This window comes from Tardiphaga sp. 37S4 (genome assembly GCF_021044645.1).
GTDB classification, from domain to species: domain Bacteria; phylum Pseudomonadota; class Alphaproteobacteria; order Rhizobiales; family Xanthobacteraceae; genus Tardiphaga; species Tardiphaga robiniae.
In genome coordinates, this window is record NZ_CP088008.1 from 4,248,147 (window position 1) to 4,266,040 (window position 17,894).

At 62.5% G+C, this 17,894-nt stretch carries 18 protein-coding genes; 6 read left to right on the plus strand and 12 right to left on the minus strand.

What is annotated here, in order from left to right:
• Position 1: 1 nt before the first annotated feature.
• Both LPB73_RS20185 and LPB73_RS20190 read right to left on the minus strand, forming a co-directional pair.
• Positions 2-811 (minus strand): 3'(2'),5'-bisphosphate nucleotidase CysQ, encoded by an 810-nt coding sequence (locus LPB73_RS20185; protein ID WP_120288563.1) that lies wholly within the window; start codon positions 809-811, stop codon positions 2-4.
• Positions 798-2,198: a TldD/PmbA family protein gene (locus LPB73_RS20190; RefSeq protein ID WP_120289129.1), complete on the minus strand. Its 1,401-nt coding sequence runs from the start codon at positions 2,196-2,198 to the stop codon at positions 798-800. The genes LPB73_RS20185 and LPB73_RS20190 overlap by 14 nt, the downstream gene beginning before the upstream one ends.
• A gap of 284 nt (positions 2,199-2,482) precedes the next feature.
• Here LPB73_RS20190 and LPB73_RS20195 point away from each other — a divergent pair, with 284 nt between their 5' ends.
• On the plus strand, positions 2,483-3,007 hold the full coding sequence (locus LPB73_RS20195) for a DUF6101 family protein (RefSeq protein WP_120288562.1): 525 nt from the start codon (positions 2,483-2,485) through the stop codon (positions 3,005-3,007).
• A gap of 54 nt (positions 3,008-3,061) precedes the next feature.
• Here LPB73_RS20195 and LPB73_RS20200 read toward each other — a convergent pair whose 3' ends face one another.
• From LPB73_RS20200 to LPB73_RS20240, 9 genes are all read right to left on the minus strand, one after another.
• Complete coding sequence (locus LPB73_RS20200; RefSeq protein WP_147421605.1) at positions 3,062-4,450, minus strand: tetratricopeptide repeat protein; 1,389 nt, start codon at positions 4,448-4,450, stop codon at positions 3,062-3,064.
• Between the two features lie 35 nt (positions 4,451-4,485).
• Positions 4,486-5,142: a GDSL-type esterase/lipase family protein gene (locus LPB73_RS20205; RefSeq protein ID WP_231077958.1), complete on the minus strand. Its 657-nt coding sequence runs from the start codon at positions 5,140-5,142 to the stop codon at positions 4,486-4,488.
• 62 nt (positions 5,143-5,204) lie between these two features.
• Positions 5,205-6,641 carry an FAD-binding oxidoreductase gene (locus tag LPB73_RS20210; protein WP_231077959.1) on the minus strand — a complete coding sequence of 479 codons (1,437 nt, stop codon included), beginning with the start codon at positions 6,639-6,641 and terminating at the stop codon, positions 5,205-5,207.
• Positions 6,642-6,661: 20 nt separating this feature from the next.
• A complete protein-coding gene (locus LPB73_RS20215; protein ID WP_231077960.1) occupies positions 6,662-7,657 on the minus strand; it encodes a Bug family tripartite tricarboxylate transporter substrate binding protein in 996 nt (331 codons plus the stop codon).
• Between the two features lie 114 nt (positions 7,658-7,771).
• Entirely contained in the window at positions 7,772-8,368 is a 597-nt protein-coding gene (locus tag LPB73_RS20220) for a thiamine pyrophosphate-dependent enzyme (RefSeq protein WP_093759374.1), read from the minus strand.
• Positions 8,356-8,898 carry a thiamine pyrophosphate-binding protein gene (locus LPB73_RS20225; protein ID WP_089261903.1) on the minus strand — a complete coding sequence of 181 codons (543 nt, stop codon included), beginning with the start codon at positions 8,896-8,898 and terminating at the stop codon, positions 8,356-8,358. Before LPB73_RS20225 ends, LPB73_RS20220 begins: the two co-directional genes overlap by 13 nt.
• Before the next feature lie 147 nt (positions 8,899-9,045).
• On the minus strand, positions 9,046-9,984 hold the full coding sequence (locus LPB73_RS20230; RefSeq protein ID WP_231077961.1) for a LysR substrate-binding domain-containing protein: 939 nt from the start codon (positions 9,982-9,984) through the stop codon (positions 9,046-9,048).
• A gap of 33 nt (positions 9,985-10,017) precedes the next feature.
• A complete protein-coding gene (ubiA, locus tag LPB73_RS20235; RefSeq protein ID WP_120288556.1) occupies positions 10,018-10,950 on the minus strand; it encodes a 4-hydroxybenzoate octaprenyltransferase in 933 nt (310 codons plus the stop codon).
• 25 nt (positions 10,951-10,975) lie between these two features.
• Positions 10,976-11,686 (minus strand): hypothetical protein, encoded by a 711-nt coding sequence (locus tag LPB73_RS20240; protein WP_374725691.1) that lies wholly within the window; start codon positions 11,684-11,686, stop codon positions 10,976-10,978.
• A gap of 202 nt (positions 11,687-11,888) precedes the next feature.
• Here LPB73_RS20240 and LPB73_RS20245 point away from each other — a divergent pair, with 202 nt between their 5' ends.
• From LPB73_RS20245 to LPB73_RS20265, 5 genes are all read left to right on the plus strand, one after another.
• Complete coding sequence (locus LPB73_RS20245; RefSeq protein ID WP_120288555.1) at positions 11,889-12,653, plus strand: 16S rRNA (uracil(1498)-N(3))-methyltransferase; 765 nt, start codon at positions 11,889-11,891, stop codon at positions 12,651-12,653.
• 113 nt (positions 12,654-12,766) lie between these two features.
• Complete coding sequence (locus tag LPB73_RS20250; protein ID WP_120288554.1) at positions 12,767-13,933, plus strand: ATP phosphoribosyltransferase regulatory subunit; 1,167 nt, start codon at positions 12,767-12,769, stop codon at positions 13,931-13,933.
• On the plus strand, positions 13,930-14,907 hold the full coding sequence (hisG, locus tag LPB73_RS20255; RefSeq protein ID WP_120288553.1) for an ATP phosphoribosyltransferase: 978 nt from the start codon (positions 13,930-13,932) through the stop codon (positions 14,905-14,907). The genes LPB73_RS20250 and hisG overlap by 4 nt, the downstream gene beginning before the upstream one ends.
• Before the next feature lie 90 nt (positions 14,908-14,997).
• Entirely contained in the window at positions 14,998-16,044 is a 1,047-nt protein-coding gene (locus tag LPB73_RS20260; protein WP_089261913.1) for a glycosyltransferase family 2 protein, read from the plus strand.
• Positions 16,041-16,886, plus strand: coding sequence for a ChbG/HpnK family deacetylase (locus LPB73_RS20265; RefSeq protein WP_120288552.1), 846 nt, complete (start codon positions 16,041-16,043; stop codon positions 16,884-16,886). The genes LPB73_RS20260 and LPB73_RS20265 overlap by 4 nt, the downstream gene beginning before the upstream one ends.
• Here the strand turns inward: LPB73_RS20265 and LPB73_RS20270 are convergent.
• Complete coding sequence (locus LPB73_RS20270) at positions 16,883-17,851, minus strand: tripartite tricarboxylate transporter substrate-binding protein (protein WP_089261917.1); 969 nt, start codon at positions 17,849-17,851, stop codon at positions 16,883-16,885. The genes LPB73_RS20265 and LPB73_RS20270 overlap by 4 nt on opposite strands.
• Positions 17,852-17,894: the final 43 nt, after the last annotated feature.

The following is a 17,894-nucleotide window of genomic DNA, read 5'->3' on the forward strand; positions in this document are numbered from 1 at the left end:
GTTAAACCCGGCGGTTCTGGAATTGCTCGACGATGTAAGCATGGCGATCGGCCCCCGCTGCCACCAGCAACCCGTGCGTGACTTCCCGGCGATTATAGAGGATGGGATCGCCCGAAAGCTCGGTCATCCTACCATTCGCTTCGTGCACGATCAAATCTGCGGCGGCCAGATCCCAGTCCCGGCTCTGCCCCCCGGCAAAGGCCGCATCCAGCCGGCCATTGGCGATCCAGCACAATCGCAGCGCCAGCGAGCCGATTCGCGGATAAAGGGTGATATCCTGTCTGGGATGGACCATCCGCTCGACCAGAGGTTTCGGGCCCGCCACGCGCGAAAAGTCCATCGCGGAACCGGTCGTGGCCCGAACCGGAACGCCGTTGCAGGTGGTGCCCTGCCCGTGGATCGCCAGGAAAAATTCATCTGTGGATGGCGCAAATACCGCGGCCATCACCGGCCGTGCATCCTCGACTAGCGCGACACAGACACACCAATCCTCGCGACCGGCGAGATAGCTGCGGGTGCCGTCAATCGGATCAATGATCCAGGTCAGGCGCTTGCCGAGACGGGATTCGTCATCGGCGCTCTCCTCCGAGAGCCAGCCGTAATCGGGCGTCGCGGCACGAAGCCGCTTCTCGATCAGATCGTTGACGGCGATATCCGCTTCGGAGACGGGCGAGGATTCGCCCTTGGTCCATTTCTTGAGTTCTGTACCGAACATTGCGAGGCCGAGCTCGCCGGCCGCCCGCACCGTGTCCGTCATCAGGGCAACATCGTGCGCGAGCCGTTTGTCGGTGTCGAGATCAGCGTCCGGCAATCGTCAGTCCCTCGACGCGCACAGTCGGCGCGTTGACGCCGTATTTGAACGTAAGGTCGTTGGCCGGGATCATCGACTTGAAAATCTCGAACAGATGACCGGCGATGGTGATCTCGCTGACGGCGTAGGTCAGCTTGCCGTTCTCGATCCAGAATCCGCCGGCGCCGCGGCTGTAGTCGCCGGTCACGCCATTGACGCCCGAGCCGATCAGATCGGTGACGTAAAAGCCTTCCTTGATATCGGCGATCAGGTCTTCGGGGCTCACGTCGCCTGCTTCCATATGCAGGTTGTAGGCGCCGGGCGATGGCGACGACGACACGCCGCGATGCGCATGGCCTGTCGTGGTCATGCCGAGTTCGCGCGCGGTCGCGCAATCCAGCAGCCAGGTCGTGAGCACGCCGCCGTCGATGATGGCCTGCTGCTTCGTCGCAACGCCTTCGGCATCGAAGGACTGCGAGCGCAACCCGCGCACGCGCAGCGGATCATCGATGATGCGGATATTGCTGCTAAACAGCTGCTTGCCGAGACTGTCCTTGAGGAAGGTGGTCTTGCGCGCGACGGACGCGCCATTGGCGGCACCGATGACGTGACCGACCAGCGAGTTCGAGACGCGCGGATCGTACACCACCGGTACCTTGCAGGTCGGCACCTTGCGCGGATTGGCCCGCGCTACCGTGCGCTCGCCCGCGAGCTTGCCGACGCTGGCCGGCGACTCCAGATCAGACGCATGCAGCGCCGAGGTGAAGGCGTAGTCGCGCTCCATCTTGGTGCCGTCGCCAACGATGGCCGTCATCGAGACGCCCTGGCTGGAGCGCAGATAGGAACCGTGGAAACCCGTGGAGGTGACGAGCACCATGCCGCCAATGCCGGTCGAGGCCGATGCGCCGCCAGACTTGGTCACGCCCTTCACCGCGAGCGCCGCCGCTTCGGCTTCCACTGCGCGGCGTTCGAGCTCTGTGACCGATGGCACGACGGGATCGAGCAGATCGAGATTGGCAAAGTCGCGCGCAAGCAGCACTGAGTCCGCAAGGCCGACATATTGATCATCGGGTGCGACGCGCGCCATCGCGACAGCACGTTCGGCCAGTTGCGCGACATTATCGCCGGACATGTCATTGGTGGAGATCACCGCCTGACGGCGACCGACGAACACGCGCAATCCCATATCGTCGCCTTCCGAACGCTCGGAGGCTTCGACCTTCCCATCACGCACTTCGACGCCATGCGACACGCCGCGCACCGCGACCGCATCCGCGGCATCCGCACCGGCCTTCCTGGCAGCCTCGACGAGACGCTGCGCCAGCGTGGAGAGTACGGACTGATCGAGCAGATCGGAATTGTCGGATTTCGTGGAGGCAGACGACGATGCGTTTGGTGAAGAGTTCACGAACAAAATCCCAACATTGAGAGACGATTTCAACAGGTCCGAAGCGGCGATGGCCGCTGTTAGAGATGTGCTTATTTCGCAGGGACTTCAAGCATTTGCCGCGCCGAAAAGGAAAGAATTTCAGGGCTCTCGCAACGGTTCGTCAATCATGCCTGCCAAGCTTCTGTCAATCATGAAGGGCAGTCGGATTCGATTAACCAGCCTTTTTAAGCCGATTCCGAACCGGCTCTGGCAAGGTCTCCCCATCGACCGGGAACATAATTCCGGCGGGGAGATAAAAAGCCGTGAGGCATCAAACAGCGACAGGTGGGGCCCATGCCCCGGGATCGGGCAGCGCATTGCGGCTCGATCCCCATTCACTTCCGGTTCGTTTCGAGGCGCATGACACCCGCGCCGACGGAGCGATCCGCCATATCGAACTGCATCGCACCCGCGTCGTCCTGCATCGTGCCGTCGGCGGCATGCGTATGGCGATCAATGTGCGCGTCAGCGATTTTCTCGGCGTCACCTTGCGCGGTCTCGACGACGGCAAGATGCTGATGCTCGCGCATCGCGATCCTTCACTGTCGATTCCGTTGCTGGTCAGCTCGGATCGCGAGGAAATCGACATGGCCTGGCAGATGTGGAGCGAGATCTTCGCACTCCCGCAATTGCCCGAAGAGAAGACTTACGAACCGGCGCAACGCCGCCGTCGCCGCAATGCGATCCGCGAGCGCCGCCCGAAATTCCTGGTGCGCCGTCGTCCTGGCGCGTTGCTCGGCGAAGCCGGCATGTACAAGGGTGAGCGCGAAATCATCGCAAGAGACTAGATCGCGATGGGACCTGATAGATCCCGCGCGCCGATTGCGATAAGTCGGTCGGCGCTAAGGTGTGTTTCCGAGGCGTGAGATAAGTGCGTCAGCTCGCTGCTTGAAGTTCTGCGCGACCTTTTCGCCACTGTTGACGCGCATCCTGACAATGGAGGCCATTCGAAGCGCTTCGGCGTCGTGACCTTCACCCAGTTCGACTTCTGCCAATCCAATGAGAAACATCAAATTATCGGGCTGTAACCCGTAGGCTTTTCTCAAGGGTCCAATAGCGTCATGCTGACGCCCATTCTTGCGTAAATTCTCTCCGTAATCGAATTGCAGGAACGCACTTCGTGGTACAGTCGCCACGCCAGTAAAAAGTGTGTCGCTTGCTTCCTTGGATTGGCCCAGGCTGCTGTAGATATTTGCCAAAGCGCGATACGCAAAGACGTTGGACCGGTCGAGGCGCAGGCCCTCCTTGAAAGCTTTGATCGACTCGTCATTCTGGTTGAGAGCCCGAAGCGCAAATCCCAGCGTGGTGAAGCTGTTGACTGAGCCCGGAGCGCGCTCCACACCCGCTTTGGCCGCCACCAGAGCTTCGTCAAATCGCCGCCCGGCAAGCAGGGCAAACGTCCGAGAGTACTCGGCCCCGACGAAAGCCGCGTCCATGGCTCTTGCCTGATCCGACGCCTGCAGGGCTTCAGCGGCTTGACCGCGGGATGCCAGAATGAATGATTTCAGATTGATCGCGTATTTTTCCGCGTCGGGATATCCTCCCGCAAGGGCTATCGCCGTCAGCCGCAATGCATTTTCTTCATCGCGATACTCCCGCCAATAAATTCCCGCCGCGATTTCGGGATCGATATGTTCAAGAAGGTTCAAGGCAGCCTTTCTGAAGAGACCGTCAGGGCCTTGCGATGTTTCGACATCGATCAGAGTCTCGCGACCGGGAGTCTGGCGCAAACGCAAACGCGTCAGCTCACGACCGTCTTCCTTGCGGGTCGTGATTTCTCCCGAGATCTGAGTGAGTGTCTTGCCAAGCACACGTTGTATCAACGACTGGACCGATTTGATATCAAGGTTGCCAGTAGGCGTTTCGATCGAAGACAGAGCTTCCAGAAGGTGCCCGTCGCCTATCTGCGTCTTGGGCTTGGCCGCGGTTGAACTCTTGTTCAGGATCGATATCTCATCAAGCAATTGCTGAGTGGCCGTTTCAGAAGAATAGCCGATCGCCTCGAACGACTGCGGTACGCGAAGGTATGACATCACGACGCCGGTATCGCGTATCGCATTCGATACGACAACTGTCGCAAGCACCGCGGGCACGACCGTTACAAAAACGACAGCGATCGCCTTTACGACGATCACTAGCTCGCCGAACGTGCGCTTCTCCAGCTGGGATTTCAGGAAATTCTTTTTTGGAGCAGCCGCACGCTGCCGCGGCGGCACAGTTTTCGATGTCACGGCTTTCGCTGACCGGACGGGCGCCACAATGGCGATCAGCGTATCGACGGAAGCAATTGAGCAGCAACCCGTCGATGGCCCTCCACTGTCAAATGAGTACCGTCCGACTGCTTCATGCCAGCCGCGAGCGCCGCCCATACGAGACGATCGGAGTGAACAATCCTGATCCCGCGGGCGCGCAACTGCTGTTCTATGCTGGCCATATTCGCCTGACGCACAGCAGGATCGAAATTCGCTCGGCGGAAATCATTGGTGCCAAATTGCAAGATCACGATCTTTGTGCCGTTGGGCACCTCACTCGACAGGCGAGCCAGCATTCCGGTCGTCGTGTCGCCCGATATGCCGGCGTTCACCACGCGCATTCTGGAGCCCTTAGCCTCCAACATTGTCTGGAGCTGCGCCGGATAAGACTCGGAAGAACTCACCCCGCGACCTTGAGTGTTACTTCCACCGATCGCAACGATTTGCGCCGATGCTGGACAAAGCAAAGCTAAAAAGAGAAATGTCGCAATGTGCAAAGCGCACGCAATTTTCGAGAACGTCATGCCAATCCCCCAAATCAAATACAAAAACTGGGAAGGATAGCTCAATTCACGGGCAATCTTGAAAGCGTAGCTACATTCCAGGGATAGCGCAACTCTTAAGTCGACAGATGCCCAGCGTGGGCAAATGGCATCGACTGATTGCGGCATCGGACATGTTCGAGGTCGCGCTCTCGCATGGGGAAGCAGTCAGGAATCTCCTGCCGCTTCACTCAAGGCAACCGCAACACCTTGACCGGATTCATCATCCGGTCGGGATCGAGTGCGAGTTTCACGCGCCGCATCAGATCGAGCTCGACTTCCGACGTGTAGAGCGGAAGCCGATCGATATGCATGCGGCCGATGCCGTGCTCGGCGCTGATACTGCCGCCACAGGCGACGCTTTCCTGATGCACAATGGTGTTGGCCTCGTGCGCCGCAGCCTCGCGGACCTGCGCATCGCCGATGTCGTAGGGAAACACGACGATCACATGCACATTGCCGTCGCCGACATGGCCGCAATGGGCGACCTGCGCATTCGGCAGCTCGCGCTGTAGCCGACGCGTGACGCGATCGATAAATTCCGGCAGCGCCGAGATCGGCACCGACGTATCGTTCGACACCGTGAAGCCTTCACGCTTGTTGGATTCCGAAATCGTGTGGCGCAGGTTCCAGATCCGGTCGGCCTTGGCCTGATCGGTGGCGATCACCGCATCGCCGATGAGCCCGTCCTCCATCGCTGCGGCCAGTGCGGTCTCGAGGCTTTCCACGGCATTCCAGTCCGCGGCGCTGTCCGCCAGTTCGAGCAGCACATACCACGGTGCTTCATCTGCCATCGGGCTGCCGCTCCCCGAGCCATGGCGCAAAACGATCTGCAATTGGCTCTGCGACATCAGTTCAAAGGTTTCGACACGACCGCCCGTGGTGCGCTGCAGATACTGCAATAGCGCAATCGCCTGGCCGACCTCGTCCATCGACACCATCGCCGTCGCTGACACCATGAGCTTCGGATACAGTTTCAGCACAGCGGCAGTGACAATGCCGAGCGTGCCCTCGGCGCCGATGAAGAGCTGTTTCAGGTCGTAGCCGGTATTGTCCTTGCGCAGCGCCCTGAGGCCATTCCAGATCCGACCATCCGCCAGCACCACTTCCAGCCCGAGCACCTGCTCGCGCATATTGCCGTAACGCAGCACACCCGTGCCACCGGCATTGGTGGAGATCAGTCCGCCGACCTCGCAACTGCCGACGCTGCCGAGCAACACGGGAAATTGCCGGTCGTGCTGGTCAGCCAGCGCACGCACATCGGCCAGAATGCAGCCGGCTTCCAGCGTCACCGCATTGTTGAGTGGATCGAGATGACGCACACGGTTGAGCCGCGAGACATTGACGATCAGGCAGTCCAATTCATCCGGTGCGACCGCTCCGCCGGTGAGCCCGGTATTGCCGGCTTGCGGCACGACGGCCACACCGAAGCTGCGGCAGACGCCCATCAGTGCCGCAACTTCCTCCGTACTTCCCGGCAGGGCTACAGCGACAGCAGCCCCGCGATAACGGGCGCGCCAGTCTTGCTGATAGGCATCGGCATCCGCACCAGTGCGCACATATTTGCCGCCAATAACTGCGGCCACGGCAGCAAGAAATGCGGCAGGATCAGCTTTCAGAGACGTCAACACGCTATCCTTCCGCAGAGCTACTCCGCCTTCAGACCGGCGGCCCGAATGATCGGGCCCCACTTCACGCCCTCGGCTTTGACCTGCGCCTCGAGCTCGGCGCCGGTCGAGCCCACCGGATCGCCGCTCAGCTCGCGCAACTGCTTCGCCACGTCCGGATCGGCGACGGCCTTGCGGAACTCCGAACTCAACCGCTCTGCCAACGCCGGCGCCATGCCGGGTGGGCCGAACACCGCGTTCCAGGTATAGGTCTCGTAATCAGGCAGGCCGGACTCGGCAACGGTCGGGATATCAGGGAAGGACGGCGACCGCTTCTTGGTCGTAACGGCCAGCGTGCGGATCGAGCCCGCCTTGATGAACGGCGCCGCGCCGCTCAGCACGTCGAACAGTACCGGGATCTGTCCGCCCATCAGGTCGTTCATGGCCGGCGCGCCGCCGCGATAGGGCACGTGCTCCATCTTCACGCCCGCCTGCACCTTGAACAGTTCTCCCGACAGATTGGGCGGCGTTCCCACGCCCGACGACCCGTAACTATATTTGGTCGGATCGGCCTTGAGCAGCGCGATGAGTTCGCCGACGGTGGTCGCCTTCACCTGCTTGGACACCATCAGCACATTGGGCACCGTGACCAGCATCGAGATCGCGGTGAAATCCTTGACCGGATCGTAGGGCGGCACCTTCGCCATCAGCGGATTGATCGTGTGGGTGGAAATGGTGCCCATCAACAATGTCAGCCCATCGGGCTTCGCGCGCGCGACCCGCGTGGCACCGACCACGCCGCCCGCACCGCCGACATTCTCAATGAGGATGGTCTGCCCGAGTTGATCGGAGACCTTCTTGGCGACATGCCGACTGACGATGTCGGTGGCCCCACCGGCTGCGAAAGGCACGACCAGCGTGATCGGGCTTTTCGGCAGGTCTGCCTGCGCCCAGACACTGGTACCTGGAATCATCATGCTGGACGCCGCAACGGCTGCCGAGCGGCAGAACGTGCGGCGTGTGATCTTGCTCGCCATTGTTTCCCTACCCTTGATGATTTTTGTTTCCCACACTGGTTTTCCAGCATTGGGTCTTCCAGCGATCGTCAGAAGGGCGCCGCATCCACATGGATGAGCGCCCCTTCCGTTGGTTCAGAGCGGCGCGTGTCCCAGCGCTGCACGGAATCGGTTCTTCACATAGACACCATCACGCGGCGGCAGCACGCGCGGCGGGTTTTCCGCTTTCACTTTGATGGTCGCTAGCTTGACGCCATCGCGCGACGACAGGCGAGTGCGCAGATCCTCCACGCCGGCCATATCGCGGATCTCGCGCGTCCAGCCGAAGCCGCAGGCCTGCGCCACGCGATCGAGATTGACGCCGAGCCCGGCGTGGCTGACCTGCATGCCGGTCTCGCCGAAATGTCCATTGTCGAGGATCGCGATGGTGAGATTGGCAGGTTTGCGGGTAGCGATGGTCGCGAGTCCACCCATACCCATCAGCATCTCGCCATCGCCCGTGATGACCAGCACCGAATGATCGGGCTTCGCCGTCGCCAGTCCAAGCCCGACCATGGCGGCGCTGCCCATCGCCGCCCAGAGATAGTAGTTGTTGTCGTGGTCGCCGGCAGCCATCACGTCATAGGACGGTGAGCCGAGGCCGGTGACCACGAGCAGATCCTTGCGGCCGGCCAGCAGCTTCTGCACGACCTCGCGGCGATCGAGCGCGCCGGTTGCGTTTACTTGACCCACTGCTTCTCTCCGATCAAACGCTGCCCCAGGAGCAATGCGCAGGCTGCATCGCCATTGAATGCCATCGATGCGGCACCATGCAACAGCGGCGCAACATCCTGCGGCTCATCGGCGCGCCAGGTCAGCACGCCCATCAGGTTGAGCGCCTTCTCCGTCGCCTGCCCCATCGGATTCTGCCACGCATTGAACTCGGCCCAGTCGCCGCGCATGGTCACGACCATCAGAAGCGGGAAGCGCGTGCAGGCCTGCAGCGCCAGCGTGTTGATACAATTTCCGACACCGCTGGACTGCATCAGCAGCGCGCCGCGCTCGCCACCGAGCCAGGCACCCGCGAGATAGCCGATGCCTTCTTCCTCGGTCGTCAGCACCACGGAGTTGATCGCATTATCCTCGTCGGCGAGACGGATCGCCGTGGAATGGCCGGCATCGGGCACATAGACGATGTGCTTGACGTCGGCCTCCTTCAGGATGCGGAACACATCGTGCCGCCAATCCACCTGTGAACCGGGCGTGGGCCCTGCATCTGACATTCCAGTCTCCGTTGCTTGCAGCATAGCGCTGACTCACGCTTAGCCCAAAGCAGACAGCCCGACGCATACCGATTTGCTCGAAGAGATATGCCGAGATTTGATCTCTGGCGTTGCAACACTCGACAGCGCGCGAATGGTGCGACGCAGCTACGTTTTCCTGGGATCGATCATGTGTCCAACCCAGATATTCCGGGCGACGAGATCGGCGGCGATCTCCGTGAATGTATCGCCGACGAAGCGCGCCGCCGCGCTGACCGAACGGTCTGCCGGATAGGCCAGCACCAGCTTGCGCGCCGGTGTGGGATCGATTAGCGGCGCCGCACAGAGCACGCCGCTCTCGACCAGCACGTGGATCGGCGCGAGCGGCAAAGCAGTGGAGCCAACACCGTTGCGCACCAGATCAATCATCGCGCCGAAGGAGTCTGCTTCGACACTGCCACGCAACTGAATGCCAGCCTGCCGCGCGCACTCTTCCATGATTCCGCGCAGGCCATGGCGCAGGCTGGGGAGAACCAGCTCTTCGTGGGCCAGCGCCGCGAACGGAACGGGCCGATCCATGCGCAATCCCTTGCTGCCGGCGCTGACGAATAACAGGTTCTCCATCATCACCGGCACGATGCGCAGTGAACGCAGCGGCTGCGGATCGTAGGACACGGCGAGCTCCAGTTCGCCGCGTTGCAGCCAGTCGAGCAGATGGCCCGTGAAAGCCGATGACAGCCGGATCGAGAGCTGCGGATGCACTTCCTTGATCTTCTTCACCAGGGGAACGGTGACGATCTCGGCCACGGTCGGCGTCGTGCCGATGGAGACAAGCCCCTTGAACGACGCGCTCTCCTCGGAGGTGACATTGCGAATGGCATCGAGCTCGGTCATCACGCGGGTCGCATGGTTGAGAACGTCGCGGCCGATCTCCGTGATGACCATGCCGCGCCCATGCCGTTCGAACAGCACCGCGCCGAGTTCCTTTTCAAGCAATCTGATCTGCCGGCTCAAGGCCGGCTGCGCGATGCGAAGGCGATCGGCGGCCTTGCTCAGGCTTCCCAGTTCGGCCACGTGGATGAGTGTCTTGAGCTGCGCGACGTCCATCTCTGCGGTCCACCAATGCCTGGGAAGGCGCGATTACGCCGCCCGCATGATGGCATCCACCAGCAATCCTGCAAACAGCAGCAGCCCCGCGTCACGGTTGGACTTGAACAGCCGCAGGCATAGTGCGGAGTCGCTGATATCGGTGCGGGTGATCTGCCAGACCAGATGCAGGGCGAATGCCGCGAGGCCGAGCCATGCCGGCCAGCGTGCGCCAGCCAGCGCTAGCGCCGCGCCGATCAGCAACACGGCAAGCCCGTAGAACAGCGTCAGCGCGGCCTGCGTGCGTTCCCCAAACAACAGCGCGGTGGACTTCACGCCGATCAGCGCGTCGTCCTCGGTGTCCTGATGAGCGTAGAGCGTGTCATAGGCGATCACCCAGCAGATCGAACCCGCGTACAAAGCCAGCGCTGTTGCATCGATGCGGCCGAACACGACAGCAAAGCCCATCAGCGCGCCCCACGAGAAGGCGAGGCCCAGCACGCTCTGTGGCCAATAGGTGATGCGCTTCATGAAGGGATAGGCGGCAACGATGCCAAGCGAGGCGATGCCGGTGGCAATGGCGAAAGTGTTAAACTGAAGCAGCACCACGAGACCGATGAGGGCCTGCAGCACCAGAAATGCAAAAGCCTGTTTCGCCGTGACCTGCCCGGCCGGAATCGGCCGCGAGCGTGTGCGCTCCACCTTGGCGTCGAGGTCGCGATCGGTGATGTCGTTCCAGGTGCAGCCGGCGCCGCGCATGACGAAGGCGCCGATGAAGAACAGCGCGATCATCTTGGGCAATTGATGGATATCATGCGCCATGCCGGAGGCGAGCGCCGCCGACCACCAGCACGGCATCAGCAGCAACCATGAGCCGATCGGACGGTCGAAGCGCGACAGCCGCAGATAGGGCCGCGACCACAACGGCGCCGAGCGATCGACCCAGTTGCCGGTCGCATCCGCAACGCGGGCGGCCGCGTCGCTCATTGGAACAGAATGATCTGCCACCCGATCATCGGGTGAGCACGTTGCCGTTCAGCGTATCGAAGGTGGTGCCGCCGCTCTTGCGCGCATTGTTCGCTTCCGGCAGCGATGCCGAGGAGCCCAGCACGTCGCTGAGGCGCGGCGCTGCCACCGGGCCGCCACCACCGCCACCCCGTTGCTGCTGCGCGACGCTGCACACCTTCTGCCGCATGCCTTCGGTGTTCTTGTGGCCGGTCTTCATCTGTTCGCCGACATTGGGCGGGATGCCGCACTTCTGCGCATTCGCCTCGATGTATTTGATCATCTTGACTTCGGTCTGCGAGAAAGAGGTGATCAGCTTGCAGGCCTCGTCCGGCGGCGCGCGACGCTCGCTCGCAGCCTTGATGGCAGCGCCCTTCTTTTCGGCGTCCTGACGCAGGGGCAGAAAGCCCTTCATGCAATCTTCGCCGCCGGGCGGGCCCGCCTGTTGCTGCGGAGGAGCGCCGAAGCCGCCACCACCGATCGGCGCAGCGCCATTGGAGGGAAACGCGCTGGGCGCAGCCGCCGCACCATTGACCGGCGGAAATGGCGATGCGCTGGCAGGCGCACCGTTCACCGGCGGAAACGGCGACGAACTCGCAGGCGCAGCCGAGCTGTTGCCCGGCAGCGGCGCGGGAAACGCGCCCTGGGCATGAACTTCGATAGCCTGCATGGCGAACACGGCCATGGACAGCGGCACAATCAAACGACGGATGATCACAGATATTCCTCCGGCAGCTCAGTGCCCCGATCGATCGGGGGCGAAGCCCATCCTGATTCAGGACTTTCTACGATTCCTGCCAAGCCTTAACAACCCACCAAGAGCACGCGGATTCGGGCGGCAGCACGGCGCAAAGCCGCGTTCTCGCATGATAATTCGTCGCAGTTGGGCTAAAGCTCGCCCTCTGAATGGAACATGAACGATGCCGCAAGCCGATTTCCGCAGCCCCCGCCTCTTTGTCGATGCGCCTTTTGCAGCCGACGCAACCATTTCGCTCGATCGCAACCAGAGCAATTACCTCGGCAATGTGCTGCGGCTGGGCTCCGGCGCCTCGGTGCTGGTGTTCAACGGTAAGGACGGCGAATGGCAGGCCGCCATTTCCGGCGGCAAGCGGGCAGACCGCCTGACCCTGCTGACCCAGGTCCGGCCGCAGGACCACCTGCCCGACGTGACCTATGTATTCGCCCCGCTGAAACACGCCCGGCTCGACTACATGGTCCAGAAGGCCATCGAAATGGGCGCGGCTGCACTGCAGCCGGTGATGACGCGATTCACACAGGCCAGCCGGGTGAATACCGAGCGGATGCGCGCCAATGTGGTCGAGGCGGCCGAACAATGCGGAATTCTGAGCGTGGCCTCTGTCGCCGAGCCGCTGAACCTGCCCAAATATCTCGACCAGCGGGATGCCAAACGGCTGCTGATCTTCTGCGACGAGGCCGCTGAAGTGACCGATCCCATGGCCGCGCTGACCGGCGCCCGGACGGCCGCCTCCGCCGGAATCGACGTGTTGATCGGCCCGGAGGGGGGCTTTGCCGACGAGGAACGGGCTTTGCTGCTGAAACAGGCCAATATCCTGCGGCTGGCACTGGGCCCGCGGATCCTGCGCGCCGATACCGCCGCCGTAGCTGCGCTGGCGCTGGTGCAAACGGGGCTTGGTGACTGGAATGGTAACCAAGTAGGCAAATAACCCGCTGCCATGACCCGACATTAAGGCCACCGGGCGATGGTGGTCGAAACGTCGCAACCGCCATGCTATGGGCTGCGCCAACGACCACTCTGTTGAGATTGCTGGACTTCGAGATGACCAAACCCGCCGCCCCTCGCGCGACCGGATCCGCCGCCTGGGCGGATGCGCTGCTGTTGTCGTTTGCCGAGGCCGGCTACGCCCATGCCGAGCCGGCGATCCTGCAGCCGGCCGATCCGTTCCTCGACATGTCCGGCGAAGACATCCGCAAGAGCCTGTATCTGACGACCGACGCGTCGGGCGAAGAGCTATGCCTGCGGCCGGATCTCACGATCCCCGTGGCGCGCGATTATCTCTCCTCGCCGCAGGCCGGCCAGCCCGCGGGCTTCAGCTATCTCGGCCCGGTGTTCCGCTATCGTCAGGGCACGCCCAGCGAATTCCAGCAAGCCGGCATCGAATCCTTCGGCCGTCAGGATCGCGCCGCCGCCGATGCCGAAATGCTGGCGCTCGGCCTGGAGGCAACGGCCGCCTTTGGCCTCAGCGATATCGAGATTCGCACCGGCGACGTCGCACTTTTCGCGGCGCTGATTGAGGCGCTCGACCTCTATCCGGTGTGGAAGCGCCGGCTGATGAAGGACTTCAACCGCAAGATCAGCCTGACCCACGATCTCGACCGGCTGACCCTCGCGGAGTCGCCGGTCCGCAACGAATACGAAGGCGTACTCGCCGCGCTCGCGGGCTCCGACCGCAAGGCGGCGCTGGCACTGGTCACCGACCTGATGTCGATCGCCGGAGCGACAAATGTCGGCGGCCGTTCGGTGGCAGAAATCGCCGATCGCTTCCTCGAACAATCGACACTCAAGGGCGGCGCACTGCCGCGCGATGCGCTGGTACTGATCAAGCGCTTCCTCGCGATCTCAGGCGATCCCGACGATGCCCTGCAGCAACTGCGCAAGCTCGCCTCCGATGCCAAACTCAACATCACGGCCGCCATCGACGAATTTGAAAGCCGCATCGGCTTCATGGCGGCGCGCGGTATCGATACCACCAAGACGCGTTTCTCGACCTCATTCGGCCGCGGCGTCGACTACTACACCGGCTTCGAATTCGAACTACACCGCAAGGGCAACGGCACCGAGCCGCTGGTCGCCGGCGGCCGGTATGACGGACTGCTGACGCAGCTCGGCTCCGCTACGCCGATCCCTGCGGTCGGCTTCTCGATCTGGATCGAAGCCCTCACTCACAACGCGTCCTCGGCGCTGGTTTGCGGGAGCGCGTCATGACCGCACCATTCGTCCTTGCCGTTCCCTCCAAGGGACGCCTGCAGGAAAACGCCGAAGCCTTCTTCACCCGCGCCGGTCTGACGCTGGCGAAGCCGGGCGGCGTGCGCGATTACCGCGGCACCATTGCCGGCTTCGACAATGTCGAAATCGCCTATCTCTCGGCCAGCGAGATCGCCTCGAACCTGGCGCGCGGCTCCGTGCATCTCGGCATCACCGGCGAAGATCTGCTGCGCGAGAGCATCCCCGACGCCGACAAGAAGGTCGCTTTGATCGAAGGCCTCGGCTTCGGCAGCGCCAATGTGGTGGTCGCGGTGCCGCAGGCCTGGATCGATGTCCGCACCATGGCCGATCTCGATGACGTCACCACCGGCTTCCGCGCGCAGCACAATCGCCGCATGCGCGTCGCCACGAAGTATATCAACCTGACGCGCAACTTCTTCGCGTCCCATGGCGTGGTCGACTATCGCATCGTCGAAAGCGCCGGCGCCACCGAAGGCGCACCGGCCACCGGCACCGCCGAACTGATCGTCGACATCACCACCACCGGCGCGACCCTCGTCGCCAACGGCCTCAAGGTGCTCGATGACGGCGTCATCCTGCGCAGCCAGGCCAATCTCGTCGCCTCGCGCGCCGCCGATTGGTCGGCGCAGTCCTTGGAAACTGCGCGCATCATTCTCGACCACATTGCCGCGCGCGCCCGCGCCAGCAAATACAAGGAAGTGCGCACCCGCTTCGCCGGCTGCAATCAGGCGCTCCTCACCGAGGCCCACAACCGTTTCGGCGTGGTGTCGCCGTTCGGCGGCCCGACCTCGTCGGGCATGATCACCCTGCACTGCCCGCCGGCGCAGCTTTACGCGCTGAGCAGCTTCCTGCGTGCCAACGGCGCAGATACCGTCTCGGTCGCCTCGCTCGACTATGTGATGGATCGCGAGAATCCGCTGTTCGCCAAACTTGAGGCGTTCTTGCGGCAGTAACGCGCAGCGCGGCGTTTCGCCTTGCTGGCGGACGCACCGGCTGATTACCATATGATTCATGAGCGTATTTTGGATATCGGAATCTGATCGATGATGCTGGGCAGCGACGTATCGAGCCTGTCGACCGATGCCGCGACCGCCGCGGCACAAGGCCTGTCGATCGTTGTGCCTGTTTACAACGAGGCGCCCGGCCTTGCTCTGTTTCATGAGCGGCTGGCGACGCTTGCGACGACACTGAAAGAACGCCACGGCCTCGCCTGCGAAGTCGTCTATATCGATGACGGCAGCGCCGATGGCACGCTGGCGGTTGCGCGCAGCCTGCAAGCCACGTCGCTCGACGTTCAGGTCGTGTCACTGTCGCGCAATTTCGGCAAGGAAGCCGCGCTGATGGCAGGGCTCGACCATGTCACCAAGGGCGCGGTTCTGTTCATGGATGGCGACGGCCAACATCCGCCGTCACTGGTCGAACAGCTGGTGCGGCACTGGATCGTCGAAGGTTATGACGTCGTCTATACCGCTAAAGCCCATCGCGACAACGAATCCTTCCTGCGCCGCCAGGCCGTGCGCGGCTTCTATGCGCTGATCAACTGGGGCGCGCGGCAGAAGATCCCGGAAGACGCCGGCGACTTCCGTTTGCTGTCACCGCGCGCCGCAGCGGCGCTGCGGCAGCTGCCGGAGCGCAACCGGTTCTTCAAGGGACTGGCGACCTGGATCGGCTTCCGCCAGCTCCGCGTCGACTACGAGCCGGCGGCGCGCGAACATGGCGTGACATCGTTCAATCCGAAGCAGTTGATCGGCCTGTCGATCGAAGGACTGACCTCGTTCTCGGTGGCGCCTTTGCGTTTCGCCAGCCTGCTCGGTCTGCTGCTCGCCTTCGGCGCGTTCCTGTTCGGTCTGTCGATCCTGTGGGAGACATGGGTCTCCGGCAAGTCTGTCCCGGGCTATCCATCGCTGGTCGTCGGCCTGATGACCCTCGGCGGCGTGCAGCTGATCATGATTGGCGTGCTCGGCGAATATATCGGCAAGATCCTGTCTGAACTGAAGGCGCGGCCGATCTATTTCGTCGCCGAGCACAGCGTGAAGCGCAACACCCCCGATAGTGTGACGCAAACCACCGACCGGACCGCTGCCGAATGACCGGCGCAGCCCTGCGCCGCATCACGCTCTGCGCCGACGATTATGGCATCAGCCCCGGCGTCAATCAGGGCATCCGCGAACTCATTGCGCTTGGACGCCTCAACGCCACCTCCGTGATGGTGGTCGGACCTGCGATTTCGCGCGATGACGTGAGTGCGTTGCAGGACGCCGTCGCGAAGAACCCGAACTGCGAGATCGGGCTACACGCGACGCTGACCGCCCCGTTTCATCCGCTGACGATGCACTACCGGCCGCTGCTCGACGAGCTGTTCCTGCCGCTTGGCAAGATGCTGCGCTTCAGCCTGATGCGGAAGCTGGATCGCGAGGCGATCGAAACCGAGCTGACGACGCAGATCGCGAAGTTTGTGGCCCTGTTCGGGCGCGCCCCCGACTATGTCGACGGGCACCAGCACGTACAGACCTTCCCGCAGGTGCGCGATGCGCTCCTCGCTGCGGTGAGGAAAAATGCGCCACAGGCCTGGGTCCGCCAATCGGGCCGCGTGCTGTCGTTAGGCCAACGCCTCGATAATCCGAAGGCGCTATTGCTCGACACGCTCAGCGCCACGTTCCGCCGACGTGCGACAGGCGCCGGCGTGACGTTCAATCCGGGCTTCGCCGGCGCCTATGACTTCACCAAGCAAGCCGACTTCGGTGCGCTGATGGCCGGCTTCCTCAACGACCTTCCGGATGGCGGGCTGGTGATGTGCCACCCGGGTCATGTCGATGAGATCCTGATCGACCTCGATCCGTTCACCGACCAGCGCGAACGCGAATATCAGTATCTGGCAAGCGATGCCTTCGTGCAGTTGCTGGCGGCAACCAACGTCACTCTCGCACGCTAATCCGCAAACTGTCCACTCGCCTTGATGATCGGCGCCCAGCGATCGACCTCGCTATCGAGCTGCTTCTTCAATGCCTGCGGCGTCGCCTGATCCTGCGGCACCGGATCGGTGTTGATGTCGTTGAAGCGCTTGATCAGTTCGGGATCGCGCAACGAATCCTGCAGCACCTTCGCCAGTTTCTGCACGATATCGTCAGGAGTTCCCTTTGGCGCGTAGATGCCATGCCAGGCGCCCGCCTCAAAACCCTTCAGGCCGGCTTCATCCGCGGTGGGCAGGTCCGGCATGGACGACAAACGCGTCTTCGTCGTGATCGCGTAGCTCTTCACAAGTTTCGCCGCGATCGGGCCGGTGGTGTTGGTGGTCTGGTCACAAGTGAGATCGATCTGGCCGGCGATCAGATCGTTCATCACCGGGCCGTTGCCCTTGTAGGGCACCGACAGGATCTGCTTGTCGATGGCATTCATGAACATCAGGCCACAGAGCTGCGAGGCGGCGCCGAGGCCGGCATTGCCGAATGTCATCTTGTCGCCGTTGGCCTTGATATAGGTGATCAGCTCGGCGAGCGTGTTCGGCGGCAGGTTCGGCCTGGAGATGATGGTCATCGGCGCATTGGTGACGAGGCCGATCGGCGCGAAGGCGGTCTTGGTATCGTAAGGCAGTTTGCGATACAGCGTCGCAGCCGTAGAAATTCCGATGTGATGGATCAGGATCGTGTAGCCGTCCGGCTCGGCGCGAGCCGCGCGTGCGGCGGCAATGGTGCCGCCGGCGCCTGTGGCATTTTCAATGATGATGGTCTGGCCGAGGATCTTCGACATTGTCGCAGCGGTGACGCGCGCAACGGTGTCGGTGGCACCGCCGGCCGCGAACGGCACCAGCATGGTGATCGGCCTGTTGGGATAGCCCTGTGCGAAGGCAGCGGAGCTTGCCAGCGTAATCGCAAACGCAAGTGTAGCTGTGACTTTCATGAGATCCTCCCTGAATATTGTTTTGATTATTGAAATCGAACGC

Coding starts and splice junctions, on each gene's coding strand:
- LPB73_RS20205 (WP_231077958.1), bottom strand. CDS start 5,142: ATGCCGCAATCAGTCGATGCCATTTGCCCACGCTGGGCATCTGTCGAC.
- LPB73_RS20215 (WP_231077960.1), bottom strand. CDS start 7,657: ATGGCGAGCAAGATCACACGCCGCACGTTCTGCCGCTCGGCAGCCGTT.
- LPB73_RS20225 (WP_089261903.1), bottom strand. CDS start 8,898: ATGTCAGATGCAGGGCCCACGCCCGGTTCACAGGTGGATTGGCGGCAC.
- LPB73_RS20230 (WP_231077961.1), bottom strand. CDS start 9,984: ATGGACGTCGCGCAGCTCAAGACACTCATCCACGTGGCCGAACTGGGA.
- ubiA (WP_120288556.1), bottom strand. CDS start 10,950: ATGAGCGACGCGGCCGCCCGCGTTGCGGATGCGACCGGCAACTGGGTC.
- LPB73_RS20245 (WP_120288555.1), top strand. CDS start 11,889: ATGCCGCAAGCCGATTTCCGCAGCCCCCGCCTCTTTGTCGATGCGCCT.
- LPB73_RS20250 (WP_120288554.1), top strand. CDS start 12,767: ATGACCAAACCCGCCGCCCCTCGCGCGACCGGATCCGCCGCCTGGGCG.
- hisG (WP_120288553.1), top strand. CDS start 13,930: ATGACCGCACCATTCGTCCTTGCCGTTCCCTCCAAGGGACGCCTGCAG.
- LPB73_RS20260 (WP_089261913.1), top strand. CDS start 14,998: ATGATGCTGGGCAGCGACGTATCGAGCCTGTCGACCGATGCCGCGACC.
- LPB73_RS20265 (WP_120288552.1), top strand. CDS start 16,041: ATGACCGGCGCAGCCCTGCGCCGCATCACGCTCTGCGCCGACGATTAT.
- LPB73_RS20270 (WP_089261917.1), bottom strand. CDS start 17,851: ATGAAAGTCACAGCTACACTTGCGTTTGCGATTACGCTGGCAAGCTCC.